The organism is Lysinibacillus sp. BNK-21 (assembly GCF_048684915.1).
Lineage (GTDB): Bacteria > Bacillota > Bacilli > Bacillales_A > Planococcaceae > Lysinibacillus > Lysinibacillus capsici.
Map to the genome: position 1 here is coordinate 1,978,721 of NZ_JBLQTS010000001.1, position 14,867 is coordinate 1,993,587.

15 protein-coding genes are annotated in these 14,867 nt (G+C 38.1%); 13 read left to right on the forward strand and 2 right to left on the reverse strand.

Annotated elements, in window-relative coordinates:
- The first annotated feature begins 7 nt into the window (after window positions 1-7).
- The 11 genes from ACMGGO_RS10100 to ACMGGO_RS10150 all read left to right on the forward strand — a co-directional run bounded on the left by ACMGGO_RS10100 (window position 8) and on the right by ACMGGO_RS10150 (window position 7,369).
- Window positions 8-364: a hypothetical protein gene (locus tag ACMGGO_RS10100; RefSeq protein ID WP_420281862.1), complete on the forward strand. Its 357-nt coding sequence runs from the start codon at window positions 8-10 to the stop codon at window positions 362-364.
- Complete coding sequence (locus ACMGGO_RS10105) at window positions 342-1,517, forward strand: baseplate J/gp47 family protein (protein WP_288585174.1); 1,176 nt, start codon at window positions 342-344, stop codon at window positions 1,515-1,517. The genes ACMGGO_RS10100 and ACMGGO_RS10105 overlap by 23 nt, the downstream gene beginning before the upstream one ends.
- Window positions 1,510-2,178 carry a hypothetical protein gene (locus tag ACMGGO_RS10110; protein WP_288585176.1) on the forward strand — a complete coding sequence of 223 codons (669 nt, stop codon included), beginning with the start codon at window positions 1,510-1,512 and terminating at the stop codon, window positions 2,176-2,178. Before ACMGGO_RS10105 ends, ACMGGO_RS10110 begins: the two co-directional genes overlap by 8 nt.
- The gene (locus tag ACMGGO_RS10115; RefSeq protein ID WP_288585178.1) at window positions 2,175-2,483 is read left to right on the forward strand and encodes a hypothetical protein; all 309 of its coding nucleotides are present in this window, start codon (window positions 2,175-2,177) and stop codon (window positions 2,481-2,483) included. The genes ACMGGO_RS10110 and ACMGGO_RS10115 overlap by 4 nt, the downstream gene beginning before the upstream one ends.
- The gene (locus ACMGGO_RS10120) at window positions 2,476-3,075 is read left to right on the forward strand and encodes a hypothetical protein (RefSeq protein ID WP_288585181.1); all 600 of its coding nucleotides are present in this window, start codon (window positions 2,476-2,478) and stop codon (window positions 3,073-3,075) included. The genes ACMGGO_RS10115 and ACMGGO_RS10120 overlap by 8 nt, the downstream gene beginning before the upstream one ends.
- 2 nt (window positions 3,076-3,077) lie before the next feature.
- Window positions 3,078-5,639, forward strand: coding sequence for a sialidase family protein (locus ACMGGO_RS10125; RefSeq protein ID WP_420281863.1), 2,562 nt, complete (start codon window positions 3,078-3,080; stop codon window positions 5,637-5,639).
- Entirely contained in the window at window positions 5,639-5,854 is a 216-nt protein-coding gene (locus ACMGGO_RS10130; protein ID WP_420281864.1) for an XkdW family protein, read from the forward strand. Before ACMGGO_RS10125 ends, ACMGGO_RS10130 begins: the two co-directional genes overlap by 1 nt.
- The gene (locus tag ACMGGO_RS10135; RefSeq protein ID WP_420281865.1) at window positions 5,854-6,009 is read left to right on the forward strand and encodes an XkdX family protein; all 156 of its coding nucleotides are present in this window, start codon (window positions 5,854-5,856) and stop codon (window positions 6,007-6,009) included. Before ACMGGO_RS10130 ends, ACMGGO_RS10135 begins: the two co-directional genes overlap by 1 nt.
- A 67-nt stretch (window positions 6,010-6,076) precedes the next feature.
- Window positions 6,077-6,400: a hypothetical protein gene (locus ACMGGO_RS10140; protein ID WP_420281866.1), complete on the forward strand. Its 324-nt coding sequence runs from the start codon at window positions 6,077-6,079 to the stop codon at window positions 6,398-6,400.
- A gap of 1 nt (window position 6,401) precedes the next feature.
- Window positions 6,402-6,668 (forward strand): hypothetical protein, encoded by a 267-nt coding sequence (locus ACMGGO_RS10145; RefSeq protein WP_202340978.1) that lies wholly within the window; start codon window positions 6,402-6,404, stop codon window positions 6,666-6,668.
- On the forward strand, window positions 6,668-7,369 hold the full coding sequence (locus tag ACMGGO_RS10150; RefSeq protein WP_328004171.1) for an N-acetylmuramoyl-L-alanine amidase: 702 nt from the start codon (window positions 6,668-6,670) through the stop codon (window positions 7,367-7,369). Before ACMGGO_RS10145 ends, ACMGGO_RS10150 begins: the two co-directional genes overlap by 1 nt.
- Window positions 7,370-7,426: 57 nt before the next feature.
- On the opposite strand, the gene ACMGGO_RS10155 is transcribed toward ACMGGO_RS10150, so the two are convergent.
- Window positions 7,427-8,587, reverse strand: coding sequence for a Ger(x)C family spore germination protein (locus ACMGGO_RS10155; protein WP_420281867.1), 1,161 nt, complete (start codon window positions 8,585-8,587; stop codon window positions 7,427-7,429).
- Window positions 8,588-9,739: 1,152 nt separating this feature from the next.
- On the opposite strand from ACMGGO_RS10155, the gene acnA reads away from it, so the two are divergent.
- Both acnA and ACMGGO_RS10165 read left to right on the forward strand, forming a co-directional pair.
- Complete coding sequence (acnA, locus tag ACMGGO_RS10160) at window positions 9,740-12,445, forward strand: aconitate hydratase AcnA (protein WP_048393126.1); 2,706 nt, start codon at window positions 9,740-9,742, stop codon at window positions 12,443-12,445.
- 214 nt (window positions 12,446-12,659) lie between these two features.
- The gene (locus tag ACMGGO_RS10165) at window positions 12,660-14,150 is read left to right on the forward strand and encodes a DUF6612 family protein (RefSeq protein WP_374805582.1); all 1,491 of its coding nucleotides are present in this window, start codon (window positions 12,660-12,662) and stop codon (window positions 14,148-14,150) included.
- Window positions 14,151-14,205: 55 nt separating this feature from the next.
- Here ACMGGO_RS10165 and ACMGGO_RS10170 read toward each other — a convergent pair whose 3' ends face one another.
- The gene (locus ACMGGO_RS10170; protein WP_054550256.1) at window positions 14,206-14,790 is read right to left on the reverse strand and encodes a DJ-1/PfpI family protein; all 585 of its coding nucleotides are present in this window, start codon (window positions 14,788-14,790) and stop codon (window positions 14,206-14,208) included.
- Between the last annotated feature and the right edge of the window lie 77 nt (window positions 14,791-14,867).

The following is a 14,867-nucleotide window of genomic DNA, read 5'->3' on the forward strand; positions in this document are numbered from 1 at the left end:
GGATTCCATGCATACCCTTAAATATAACGATAATGGGGATTGGGTTCTAAACGAGCTTGTATATGGTGATGACCAGTTAATTCAAAACTATAAGCAATTATTACGAACTCGAGTAACAGAATGGATGTTTGATGATTACCATGGCTTTAGACGAGATGTAATCGAAAAAAAACTACCGAATAAAAAGGAAATTGTACAAGCTATGCACGATTGCTTGTATCAAGAACCTCGAACAGCAGAGGTACTTAGTGTGGAATATGAATTTTATCGTATTAAAAGGTTTTTATCTATTAACTTTAGAGTTCGTACTACAAATGGCAAGGAGATAGGAGGGGAAGCAGTTGTTAACCAAATATGGGTTTAAAAGAATGCGTACAGCAGATTACTTACCGATAATCCAAGAGTTAGCAAGAGAATTGTTTGGTGAGGATGCTGACCTATCAGACCGTACTCCTTTAGGAAAATTTATTTATCTGATGGCACAGCAAAAAGCTGAAGATAATGAGGAACTCGAACAAGTTTATAATGCTCGCTTTGTTGATACTTCAGAAGGAGCATCATTAGATGCTAATGTTAAACGTGTAATTACTCGCAAACGGTGGACTAAAGCAACTGGTGAGGTCATCGTCAATTTAGACAAAGGCGCAAAGATTAATATAGGTGATTTATTTCGAACAAAGTACAATGTGTATTTTAAAGCTTTAGAGGCCATAGATGCAATTGAAGATGGAAGCTACCGTGTAAGTGTAGAGGCCCTCGAATATGGCGCTATAGGTAATGTAGAACCTAATGATATTTCTATTATTGTAAATCCTCAATCAGGCATCAATTCGGTAACGAATCAAGATGCTTTTTTTAATGGTCAAGATGAAGAAATGGACGAAAAATTACAAGATCGTTATTACGAATCATTGGGAAAGCTAGGCTCTAGGCGTGTTGAATCTATTGAAGCGAATGTACTTGATGACGTTGAAGGAGTACGTGCTGCTGTTGTGATTGAAAATGACACAAATGTTGAAGATGCAGATGGTCGGCCTCCAAATTCGTTCGAAACGGTGGTATTAGGTGGCCTAGATGAAGACATTGCAATGGCTATATTCCGTAAAAAGGGCGGAGGAATTCGTGCATATGGATCAACTGTTTTTACTTATACAGACAACAGAGGTATTGTGCATGAAATAGGTTTTACACGTGCCTCAACCGTCAGTGTATATGTAAGGGTATATATCAAAAAAAATAACCAATTCCCAATAAACGGTGAAGATTTAGCCGTTGCTAATATTGTTAAATATATTGGCGGAACATACAACGATGAACTTTATCCTGGTGTAGGCATGAGTAAAGATGTTGTTTGTACGAAAGCAGAAGCTCGCATTTTATCAATTGATGGAGTCGATGATGTACGAGTAGAGTTTTCAACAGATGGAGTTACTTTTGAACCGCATAATGTAACCATTGCATTTCCTGAAGTTGCAGAAACTGATGAGAGTAAAATTGAGGTGATGAACCTTGTCTAATCAACGATTGCAGACATTACTTGATCGGATGCCTCGTCAATATGCAAGGGATGAGGATAGTAATAACTATAAACTCCTAAAGATGATTGCATCAAATAGTGTTGAAAACTTAGCTATACAACAGACCATTTTAAAGTATTGGGATGTAGATCAAGCTGAGGGGTACGGATTAGATAGACTTGGGAAAGATGAGGGTATTTCTCGTGGTAGTTGGGACGATGAGGAGTATCGCAAAATGATAAAAATACAGTGTCTCCTCAATCTATCTGAGGGAGATATTGAAACAATGAATAAAATCATGGACGCCTATATGGGTCATGATTTTATTGGCTTTGAGGAAGGTTGGCGAGAGTTTGAGCCAGCTACATTGTTACTTAATGTACGTACATCTGCTAAAACAATTCCTGATTCCTTAATCAAGAAAATTAAGGTTGCTGGTGTTGGAATTTATATTTTTTTAAATGAATTAAATGAATTTTTGATACTTCACGGTGGCACCTATTCATGGCAAATAAACCATAAAATTTGTGGGCGTTTTAAAACAGCAAGAACTCATGGTGCACTTGGAAATGAAGTATTAATTGTTTCAAATAATGCTTATGGTTTCATTATGAACAATCGAGTTTGTGGCAGATTTAGAGCAGGAGGTGTGAGGAGTTGAACGAAATACAGCCTTTGATGATAGATTTAACTCAACAATTTTTAAGTAACCTTGTTGTAGGTGCAAAGATAACGATTGATGGAGTCGTTTATGACAAAGGAATCTATCATACTAGCACAAAGTATGGACTAAGAAAGTATGTGAAATTAACTCTGGAACAAGGCTTGGTTACACGTGCTGCTTTAGTAGATAGTTATGGGCGTGAATTGTATGTAAAAACAATGAACTATCAAAAAGGTTCACAGGGATATGTTATCGCATTTCCTCTACAACTCGAGGTGAAGGAAGTGAAAGTAAGTGAGTAAACTAATGAATGGTGAGATACCTTTAAATTTCAAAAAGAATCCCTATGAGCGTACCCAATGGCATGATGATATTAAAGATCCAGTCACAGGCGAAATTATAGATGATGGAACACCGTTCATGTCAGAGTTTGCAAATAACTTTGAGTGGGGAATTTATAATGCATATCGGTTTTTAATTGAAATGTATCGTCAGATGGAGCGTATGCGCGTTCAGTTAGAACTTGATGGTCGTGTGCCTGGCAACAGTGGAACTTTTGCTGATGTTTTTGATGGCAGCTCAAACAAAATAAGCTTGGATAAAGCCTTAACGGACATTATTGAGGCTGTTGAAATAGGCACAACTACTTTAAAAGTGGCTAGTATGGATGGTTTTACACCATTTACACAAGTCACTATTTTTGATGATGAACACATTGAGGACGTTGTGATCACTGAGGTAGGAACAAACACTATCAAGGTGCAAGCTTTGAAAAATGCGTACAAAAAAGGGGCTAAAGTGGCTCGTAGTAATGTAGCAATTGACACTGTGAATGCTGAAATGGGCGTAGGAGATTGGCAGACATATAGCGTTGAGTTAGTGGAGGTGGTTTAAGAATGGCACAGTTTTATTACGATAAATTTAATACGATAACCAATTATACTTATTCTCAAGGCCCGTGGAGCAGTGAAGCTGGTTGGACGCCAATGACATTTTGGGATTTGTATAGAAACTATACATTCTATAGCCAGAACGGGAGTTATGGTGTATCTAATCAGATAGGGTACAGCGTACCACTTAATATAGGTGATGTAGCCTATAGAATAAGTGGTTCTACTTTACAACGTTTTACTATCTACGCGCAAAACGAAGGTAACTTATCAGGGGCATCACATAATGTAACGATAGCAGAAAAAAAGGCGAGTGAGGTCACGTCAGTACCGAGTTACAACAAAGGGTCGCTAGTGCAATCTAACATCGTGGCCGAGAATGGCACATATCCCGCCAACGGACGTCATACAGATGGTTATTGGTACGTTAGAGGCGCTGAAGTGGTTGGTGAGCCTGGAACGATAACGACGTCCGCAATCACATACGAAAACACAGGCGGCAGAAAAGTCACACGACTAAGCAACGGGTGGCTTGTTATGGTTGCAGCAAATAAATCTGTAGGTACAGTGTATTGGCATGTATCTAAAGACGGCGGTACTACGTGGTCTGAATTATGCTATAACAATGGCAATTGGGCCGCGCACTTTGCGATAGCTAGTTATGGTACAAAAGTGTATACAGCCGTGGCGACTAGTGGTGGCCTGACTGGGGTCGTGAAATTTGATGCCGCAACTGTTAGTAACGCAGTACAACCCGTTGTAGTCCTCACACCATCAGGGCAGACAGGCGTCAATTCGATGGCAATTGCTACAGACCCATTAAACGGTGCAATCCACCTACTGTGGGTAGCTAAAACAACGACGTATCCGAACTCGTGGAATTTACGTTATACCAAGAGTACCAATGGCGGTAGTACGTGGGACGGTGCTGCAAATACAACCCAATTGAACGCAAGCACAACTAACTACTCATACGTTGATCTGGTAGTAAGAAATGGTGTGCCGATTGCATTAAGTCAACATTACAATCAGTCAATCGGCACTTATACTATATATTCCCATGTTATCAATAGCAGTAATGGTTCATCTGTAAATTACGAAGTGTTTGCTCACAGTTTACCGCTAGGCAAACTATCGTTAGCAGTAGACAAAAACGGGGTTTTACATGCCGTTTGTAGCGTCTACACAAGCGCTAGCAATTCGACATACAACGTGGTATACAGTCGTAGTGTTGACGCGGGCGTTACTTGGGGCGGAACTAAATATCTAACCAATTCCGTAGGTGGTAAACATAGCCACGATGCTACTATTTCGGTAGACGCCTCTAATAAACTTGTAGTTGTAATGTCTACAAGCGCCCTCATACAAAGTGATGGTTATAACGACATTGCAAGTTTTTACAGTAGTAACGGCGGTGATAGTTGGACACAAGGTGAATTTGTCGCCACATCTAGTATAGACAACCTAACAGTGCCTTTCGTAGTTTATGACCCTACGTTTTCGGTAACATTGCAAAACCCGCCCGCCACACTATATATACAAAACATCAGTGGAGCTTCTAATGCACCTCGTCCGATGTTTAGAGGGACATTAAGTATCAACAAAGTGCCATCAGTTACCCTAATATCACCTTCTGACAATCAGACGTTGTATGAAAACGATACAATAAACATCACAGGCGATGCTTATGATGCAGACAAAGATCAATCAGTAACAGTTTTCTACCAAATTAATGGGGACCAAAGAAAAGTCTTAGCAACTAATGTCAGTCAGAAACAAATTACTTTATCTAAGCAGCTCACATTTAAAGATGGCAAGTTGTTTGATGGTGAAACGGTACTTACTGGAACACTTACTGAAGGTGTAGCCCACACATTGAAAGTATGGGCAGTAGATAATGAAAATGGCCAGTCTGCTATTATTGAGCGAACATTTTATGTCGTACCTAACCGAGCTCCACTTTTATCGGTAGATGCCATTGTGCCAAGTGGAATTATTAATACTGATAAATTTAAAATCAGTGGTACAGTATCAGATCAGGACGCTAATTCCAATCTTAAAGTAAATTATCGAATTAATGGAGCAAATCCAATTGAAATTTATGATGGCGCAGGTGGGACTTGGGAGTTTGAGGTATCACTTGGCCAGCTACAAGTCAGCGAAAATTTAATCGTTGTTGAGGTAATTGACAACTATGGTGCAAAAACAAGTAAAACGATTAAACTCAATAAAAATGCGGTCAAAACGCCTATTTTGCAATCTGTAGCGAGGTATAAGATTTCCCCTCCTAAAGGTTCAGCAAGAGGCGTTTTAATATGGGTTCAACGTGACGAGGAATTGGATTTAAGAGTTGAATTATCAATGACATTGGTTGGCGAGCAGGAGCAATATATATTACTTGAAGCAGACCCAGACAAAATAGTACCGGTTACTGATGGGATTGTGGAAGATGAATATTACCATGAAACAGTAGAACCAAAGGACAATATCATTCTTAAATTAACCACAACTAGACCCAACATAAGTATTGACAATAAAGTTTATTTAATTATGGGGGTGGTTGAATAATGCAAAGACGTAGAAGATTACCTGATGGCTCATGGGGTCCGCTTGAAAAAGTGGGTTCAATACCTACTACAGAAGATCAAGTAATGTCTTTAGGTGAACAACTGGCACAAGAAAAAATGAAAAATATACAAAAAGACCTCCTGATTAATAATCTAGGTTCACAGTTAACACAGCTAAAACTTGATGTCATTACAATGAAAGGTGGTGGGGAATGATGGAGTTTTGGCAAATAGCTTTCATGTTAAAGTGGGTAACTGCTGAACAATTAAAAATTGCAGTAAAAACGGAGGCCAATCCATTTGGTGAGATTACACCTGAACAATATAAAGCTATAACAAAACAAGATTTTGAGACGCAGGCAGAAGCTTAGCGTTATTTTTTATGCCTTCATAGATAGATGTGAGGGCTTTTCAAATTTTTATGTTGAGGTGAGGACAGTGGAGCTTTTAGTAATAACAGGGGCGGGTATAGCTGAAAAAGTGGCCAATAGTTCAAATCCGTGGATTTACTTGTCAATCATATTAATAATCGCGGTTTTGATTGCTGGACGTTACATTTTCAATTATTTAATACAACTAGATCAATCGCATCGTGACGAATCAAAAGAACGGGAAAAAGCATTAATGACACACTTAGAACGTTCTAATGAATCACAAGAAAGGACAGCAAATGCATTAGAAGGAATTCATTCAAGTCTTTCGACATTAGAGGGTCGAGTTGACCGTATTGAAAAACGTACTTATAACAAGGAGAGTGCGTAAAATGGATTTAACAAATATTTTTATGATTGCAATCGGAATGGTTGCAATTGTCTTAGCGGTTGCAGAGGTACTTAAAAAGACTTTTAATCTAAATACCCAATACATGCCAATCACATCTGTAGTGATTGGTATTTTTATTGGTTTGGTGTTATGGCCTTTAGCCAGCTACCCACTCTATGTAATGGTGATTTCTGGATTTTTTGCAGGATTAACAGCATCAGGAACATTTGATTTACTAAAAGCAGCTAAAAAAGAAGGTGAGCAGTAATGTCTTATTTAATTGAAAAACGTTTAATGTCTGGATTACCGAATGTACGTTTAGATAGCGCTAAATATGTAATTGCTCATGAATCAGGCAATCCCGAAAACTGTGGACCGAACGCATTAGAAAATGAAATTGCATATATGAACCGAAATAAAGCAAAGGCATTCACTTCCCACTGGGTAGGTGGTGGAGGACGTATCGTGCAAATTGCGCCAGTTAATCGTGTTCAGTATGGTTGTGGTCCAAAAGGGAATCCACTTAGCTACGCACAGGTTGAGTTGGCTCGAACAAATGACAAAGAACAATTTAAAAAAGATTATGCAGCTTATATTTGGCTTTTGAGAGAACTTGCAAAAGAGGCAGGTATACCAGTTGTATTGGATGGGGCAGGTAACGGTATCAAGTCCCATCGATGGATTACTGACAATCTAAAAGGCACAACTCATAGAGATCCTTATGATTATTTAGCGAGTATGGGAATCTCCGAGGCACAATTCAAGCTAGACATTTTAAATGGCTTGGAGGAAGTAAAAAGGGCTCAAATTACAGAAGCTAAAGTTATGTTTAATGATACAAAAACTATTCCAGCTGTGATTATAGATGGTAGGACGCATGTTCAAGTACGTAATATTGCGGATTTGTTAAATTTAAAGCTTGTCTATAACAATGAAAGTAAAATAACAAAATTATACGAAGTAAAATGATAATATCAGCTCTCTTGTAATTCAAAGGCCCATTACCAATTAAGGTAACGGGCTTTTTTATTCTTCAATTGTCTCATCAAAAGTTTTTCTTCCTGGATTTATTTTATTAACATGAACATTTATTTTACTTATTGAATCTTCCGTTAAAGGTATTTTTCCATTATGCTCGATTTTTTTCCACACCTTTACATTACTTCTGTATAGATATTCTGATAAACGATATACATCAGCATCTAATTTTAGACCTTCTTGATAAGTTTCTTTAACTTCTTTTTCTATTTGTTGAGCGATATTTTTTCTCACTTCATCCGTAGTAATCTTTCCTTTGAATCCATTGAGTGTTCCTTGTATTTTGATATCAATTTCAAATTCAACTTGATCGTTTTTATTAACAATGGGCTTAACTTCGAGATTTAAATTATCTATATCAACAGTTAGATAATCCCTTTCACCACCTTCTAATTTAAAGGTAACTTCTCCCCGACTTGTCTCTTCATTCATCCATTGATTGCCTCTTGCTGAGGAATCTTTAATAAAACCTTTAATCCCATTTTTTGAAAGAATGCCTATACCGGAAAAGGTGGTTTCATCCATTTTTCCCTCATCATTTTCCCAACCTTTCATTATCTTTACATAAGGTATACCAATCTCATGGCTCGGTTCATTTAAACCAATAATTAATTCCCTCAAATTTATAGGTTGAACAAATGTTAATTGTTCAGTAGTACTAATTGGATTACTTAATTTCGAAGCTGTCATAGAATTTCGCAAAATTGGTGTTACAAGCATTAAGTCATTAATAGGGTCCGTTGTGCAATAAACCCAAATATGATATCTTGTTTCTCGAAAACGAATAAAAGTATCAATAACAGGAATGCTTCGTTCATTTTCCATGGCACGTTCTGAGAAGATTAGGTATCTCATATGTCCCCAAAAGATCTCTTGATCAGATGAACGGTACAATTTATAAATCGCTTCTTCAATTGTTTTACCTTCAGCATACCCGACTTCAGCAGGTTCAACATCACCACCAGATTGCTGTGATCTAGCTACATCAGCAAAATTGATAATTTGTAAGTAAACTTTATATTTATCGTCTTCAAAATCAACCCCAACGGCATTGATATAGTACATTCTTTGAGGTTCCGTTACATCCCAACAGCCTGCCAGGAGCAGAGTAGAGGATAAAATAAGAAATAATAATTTATTCATTGTCATTTTTTCGCCTACTTTTATTAATAAAGTGTACCTTTAGTATTCGCCTACCGTTTTGGTTCTAAACTATAAAAAAAACACTTCTGTACTAGGGAGGCAAATAACAGTATTGTGATAAAACAGATCGTTAGTTCTATAACGCATCAAACAAACGTTCTTATCAGGAGAAATAAAAATGGCAAAGTCAAAGAAAAAAGATCCAGCTAAAATGGTTGCCGAAAAACTGAAACAACCACCTAAACACCCTGAACGTGACTAGTTTGATCTTGAGGAACTTAGCTATAGTTTAAGTGAAGTGCATTACATTTGATCAGATCCAAAAAGCTTCCTTACTAAACGATGATGATTAAAAGAGAAGATCAATTGGTACTAAATCAAATCATTACAGTGTGATTATGACAGCTATTAAAACTTTTGGAGAAGATGAAGTGAAAGATATGTCCTCAAACCGTTGATAAAACAGGATTGAGGACTTTTGGTTGATTTGGTCTGACAACCAAGAATATTAACGAGAGAAATTACCGACGATAAAGTGTTTCTTTAGGCCAGCCTTGGTAAATTATCAGGTTTATAAATATTATCCTCTGAAGAATCTACACCTCCTACTAATTATTAGAGAATTAAAAAGTGTCAAATAAAAAAATTCTCCATAATGTATTTACTCTCTTGGTAGTTATTTGTAATAATAAAAATGTATTAATATAGTAGAATGTTGTTTGTATTTAAAAAAATAAAAATGCCACAGATTGTGGCAAAGAAATAATATTAACTTTAAAGGAATTTATATTGTTCTTTCCTTATAAGTGAGTACCTGTTCAAACCTCCTTTATCTACATTTTTACGAACTGGGGCACCATTTTTAAAAAATTTACAGGTGCCCCAGCAAGTGCCCCAAAAAGTGCCCCAGTTAAATACATTTAGATACACTTCGTTAGACAGGTATAGAAACCCTCATTAATACAAAACCTTGATATTATGCACATCAAAAAATTAAAAACAACAGGATAGAAACCAAGGTCATAAGTTATGCTTATCAAAAAAGATAATATTAATGTAATTTACTTATGAATATAAATGCGCTATCATGGGTATTGGAGAAAAGATGCTACACATTTTTAAAGCCTTTTCAAAAAGATATATTAGGGGGATCCGCAAATGGCACAAGGTAATTTACACAACAGCCGTGCATCATTCGAAGTGAATGGTAAAACTTACAATTACTATGACTTAGCTGCGATTGAAAAAGCTGGCGTTGCAAAAGTTTCAAACCTTCCTTACTCAATTAAAGTATTATTAGAATCTGTTTTACGTCAATATGATGCGTATGTAATTAAAGAAGAACACGTAAACGAATTAGCAAAATGGGGTAACGGTGCTGACCCAGAGGCAGAAGTACCATTCAAACCTTCTCGTGTTGTATTACAAGACTTTACTGGTGTACCAGTAGTTGTTGACCTTGCATCTCTTCGTTCTGCAATGAAAGAAATGGGCGGCGACCCAAGCAAAATCAACCCTGCTATTCCAGTTGACCTTGTAATTGACCACTCAGTACAAGTTGACAAATATGGTAATGCATCTGCATTACAAGCAAACATGGACCTAGAATTTGAACGTAACGCTGAGCGTTATAACTTCTTAAAATGGGCTCAAACTGCTTACAATAACTTCCGTGCTGTACCACCAGCAACAGGTATCGTTCACCAAGTAAACTTAGAGTACTTAGCTCCAGTTGTACACGTAAACGAAAATGCTGACGGCACATTCGAAACATTCCCAGATTCAGTAGTAGGTACTGACTCTCATACAACAATGATCAACGGTATCGGCGTTCTTGGATGGGGCGTAGGTGGTATCGAAGCTGAAGCAGGTATGCTTGGTCAGCCTTCATACTTCCCAATTCCAGAAGTTATCGGTGTTAAATTAGTTGGCGATCTTCCAAACGGAACAACTGCTACTGACTTAGCATTAAAAGTAACACAAGTATTACGTCAACGTGGCGTAGTTGGTAAATTCGTTGAGTTCTTCGGACCTGGCGTATCTAAATTACCACTAGCTGACCGTGCGACAATCTCTAACATGGCTCCTGAATATGGTGCTACATGTGGTTACTTCGCAATCGACGAAGAATCATTAAACTACATGCGTTTAACTGGTCGTGACGAAGAGCACATTGCGGTTGTAGAAGCTTACTTAAAAGCGAACCACATGTTCTTCGATCCAACATTAGAGCCAGTTTACACAGACGTTTTAGAAGTAAACTTAGCTGAAATCGAACCAAACCTTTCTGGTCCTAAACGTCCACAAGACTTAATTCCACTATCTCAAATGCGTTCTCGTTACAAAGAAGCAGTAGTGGCACCACAAGGTACACAAGGTTTCGGTTTAACAGAAGATGAATTCGAAAAAACTTCTGTAGCGAAATTCGCTGAAGGCGATGTAGAAATTCCAACAGGTGCTGTTGCGATTGCTGCGATCACTTCTTGTACAAATACTTCTAACCCATACGTATTAATTGCTGCGGGCTTAGTGGCGAAAAAAGCTGTAGAAAAAGGTCTAACAGTACCGAAATGGGTAAAAACTTCTTTAGCACCAGGTTCTAAAGTTGTTACTGGTTACCTTGAAGATTCAGGTTTACAAACATACCTTGACCAAATCGGTTTCAACACTGTAGGTTACGGTTGTACAACATGTATCGGTAACTCAGGTCCATTATTACCTGAAATCGAAGAAGCAATTAAAGCAAATGACTTATTCGTAACTTCAGTTCTTTCTGGTAACCGTAACTTTGAAGGTCGTGTACACCCACTTGTAAAAGCTAACTACTTAGCTTCACCACCACTTGTTGTTGCTTATGCACTTGCTGGTACAGTGGATATCGATCTACAAAAAGATTCATTCGGTAAAGACAAAGATGGTAACGAAGTATTCTTCGCTGATATCTGGCCTTCAACTGAAGAAGTTAATGCAGTATTAGGTACTGTTGTTAACCGTGAGTTATTCCAAAAAGAATACGAAACTGTATTCACAGCGAACGAAAAATGGAATGCAATTGAAACATCAACTGAGTCTCTATACACATTTGATGACAAATCAACTTACATCCAAAACCCACCATTCTTCCAAGGTCTTGCAAAAGAGCCAGAAGCTATTAAAGGCTTAGACGGCTTACGCATTATGGCGAAGTTCGGTGACTCAATCACAACTGACCATATTTCTCCAGCTGGTGCAATCGGTAAAGATACACCTGCAGGTAAATATTTAATTGAAAACGGTGTTGCAATCCGTGACTTCAACTCTTACGGTTCTCGTCGTGGTAACCACGAAGTAATGATGCGTGGTACATTTGCAAACATCCGTATCCGTAACCAAGTTGCTCCTGGTACAGAGGGTGGATTCACTACTTACTGGCCAACAGGCGAAGTAGAGTACATCTATGACGCATGTATGAAATACCAAGAGCAAGGTACTGGCTTAGTCGTACTTGCTGGTAACGACTACGGTATGGGTTCTTCTCGTGACTGGGCTGCGAAAGGTACATTCCTACTTGGCGTGAAAACTGTTATCGCACAATCTTACGAGCGTATCCACCGTTCTAACCTAGTAATGATGGGTGTTCTTCCACTTCAATTTATGCCAGGTGAATCTGCTGATACATTAGGCTTAACTGGTAAAGAAGAAATCTCTGTTAACATTACTGACAACGTAAAACCACGTGAAATCTTAACAGTAACTGCTAAATCTGAAGACGGCACAGTTAAAACTTTCCAAGCTTTAGCTCGTTTCGACTCAGAAGTAGAGGTAGACTACTACCGCCATGGTGGTATCCTACAAATGGTTCTACGCGCAAAAGCTGCTGAGTAATCATCACCATAAAAACCGATCTCTTAGGAGGTCGGTTTTTTTATTTATTAAGAGAGTGTTGGATAGAAGTGACCAAAATATGTATAAATAGCACCAAATGACGGATTTAATGGATAATTATAATTTAATTTCCAATGAACCTAGCATTTTTCCAATTCTTTCGCTAAAATTAATAGGTAAGCATTAAATTTACATAAACGGGGGACGATTGATTATGACAAAGAAAAAACATAAGTTTTATACAGCGGCAACAGCGGCAATGGCGGTTACTGCTGTTGCGGTAGTACCTGTATCGGCGGCTAGTCCATTTTCAGATGTGAGTGAGGATTATGCGCATTTTAATAGTATTTCTACATTGCATGCAGCAGACATCATTAATGGTTTTCCAGATGGTACATTTAAGCCTTCAAAGGATGTGACACGTGGACAGGCAGCAAAGATGATAGCAAGTGCTTTTCATCTAACTACAACGGATACGGCTGTCGAGAATCCGAATTTCAAGGATGTCGACTCATCTAGCCCATACTATAAAGCGATTGTTACATTAGTTAATCTTGGCGTCGTACAAGGCTATGAGGATGATACATTCCGTCCAGATGACACTATTACTCGTGGTCAAATGGCAGTAATGGTAGCAGAGGCTGCAGGTTTAACAGCAGAAGGTAAAAGTCCATTCACAGATGTACAGCAAGATAGTCCATTTGCAGATGCAGTAACAGCTCTGTATGAGGCAGGCATTGCGAAGGGTGTTACTGCCACAGAATTTGGTGTAGATAAAAATGTTACTCGTGGTCAGTTAGCAACATTTATTGTGAACGCATTAGGCATAGCTGAGGATACACAGCCTACAACAGAAGTAAAAGAGGAAGAGCCTAAAGAGGAGCAAGTAACAGAAGAACAACCTACTACAACAAAGGATAGTGCTTTGTTAGAGGAAGTATTTACGAAAACATTAGCCAAGCAAAAAGAGCTAAAAAGCATGAAGGCTACCATGACGATCTCTCAGACAGTGGAGGCAAACGATGGTAAGGAAACCATGAAAATGGATTCTAAAGGCAACATGAAGATGGAAATTGTTACAGAGCCAATGCAATTCTTTGCTGATGGTTCAATGGCTTTAACAGATCCAACAAGTGGTGAAGCGATTAATTTGCCGATTAAAATGTATATGACGGCTAAAGATGGTATGTATATGTATGAGGCAGAACAAAAGGCCTGGGTAAAGTTCCCGAAACAATTATTTGAAGATGTACTGAGCCAAACAGGGATGCAGCCAGATGCAACTGAACAATTGGAGATGCTACAAGCATTTGCCGAAGATTTTACATTAGTAGAATCAGCAAACCGTTATGAATTAACATTAAAAGGCTCTGGCGATAAATTCACAGAGCTAGTGAAGCAGCAGCTTGGCGCAATGGATTTAGGAATGGAAGCGGATCTAGAGGCACAATTAGGCAATATTTCCTTTGATGGTCTCACATATAAATTATTGATTAATAAAGAAACATTCGATGTAGAAGAAATTGCTATGGACATGACATTAAAGATGCAAATAGAAGGCAATTCGATCAAAACAAGACAGCAAACAACGATCAAATATCATGATTTCAATGCGGTAACGACAATTACGATTCCAAAAGATGTGCTAGACAATGCAAAGGAAATGGATTTGAGTGCATCAGAAACAGCACCAGTAAGTAAATAATACAAAAAGTAGGTTTATGCCAAGTATATTGGTGTAAGCCTACTTTTTTTATGCTTTAGTGGAAGCCCATTAATTCTTTTACTTTCGCTGTGTTTGGAGCAGATGTTAGAGTTTCTAGTAAGCGAAAGGCAACATCAAAGGCTGTTCCTGGATTGGAGGAGGTGATGATATGATCAGTTTGCACAATGCGCTCGTTGACAATTGCTGCACCATAGCCCTTTAGCTGTGCTAAACGTTTACTTGTTGGATGATTATAGGTTGTTGCTTGACGATGCTGAAGAATTCCACTGTGGCCTAAAATAAGAGAAGCTACACAGATTGTTGCAATCGGTTTTTTGTGTTCATCAAAGTGACGAACGACTGCCTGAAATTCCTCGCTAAACGCATCCTCATAAAAACCGGCTTCCTCAAAGCCTCCAGGAATCGCTAATGCATCAAAATCCTCTAATACAATTTCATGAAGCAATTTTTCAGGAGTGACTTTAAAATTCCAGGTGCATTGCAGCTGTTCATGCAGGCCGACCGTAACCACATCTGTTGTACCATCACCTTCCCACTTATTCCAGCCGAGCACATCAGTAAAGACGCTTGCCTCCACCGCTTCAAAGCCATTTGCTAATAGTAACAATATTTTTTTCATGTTTGATTTGCCTCCTTTATTGATATTATTGTAAACAAAAGGGAGAAAAGATTACATACGTTGTATAATGGATTTTA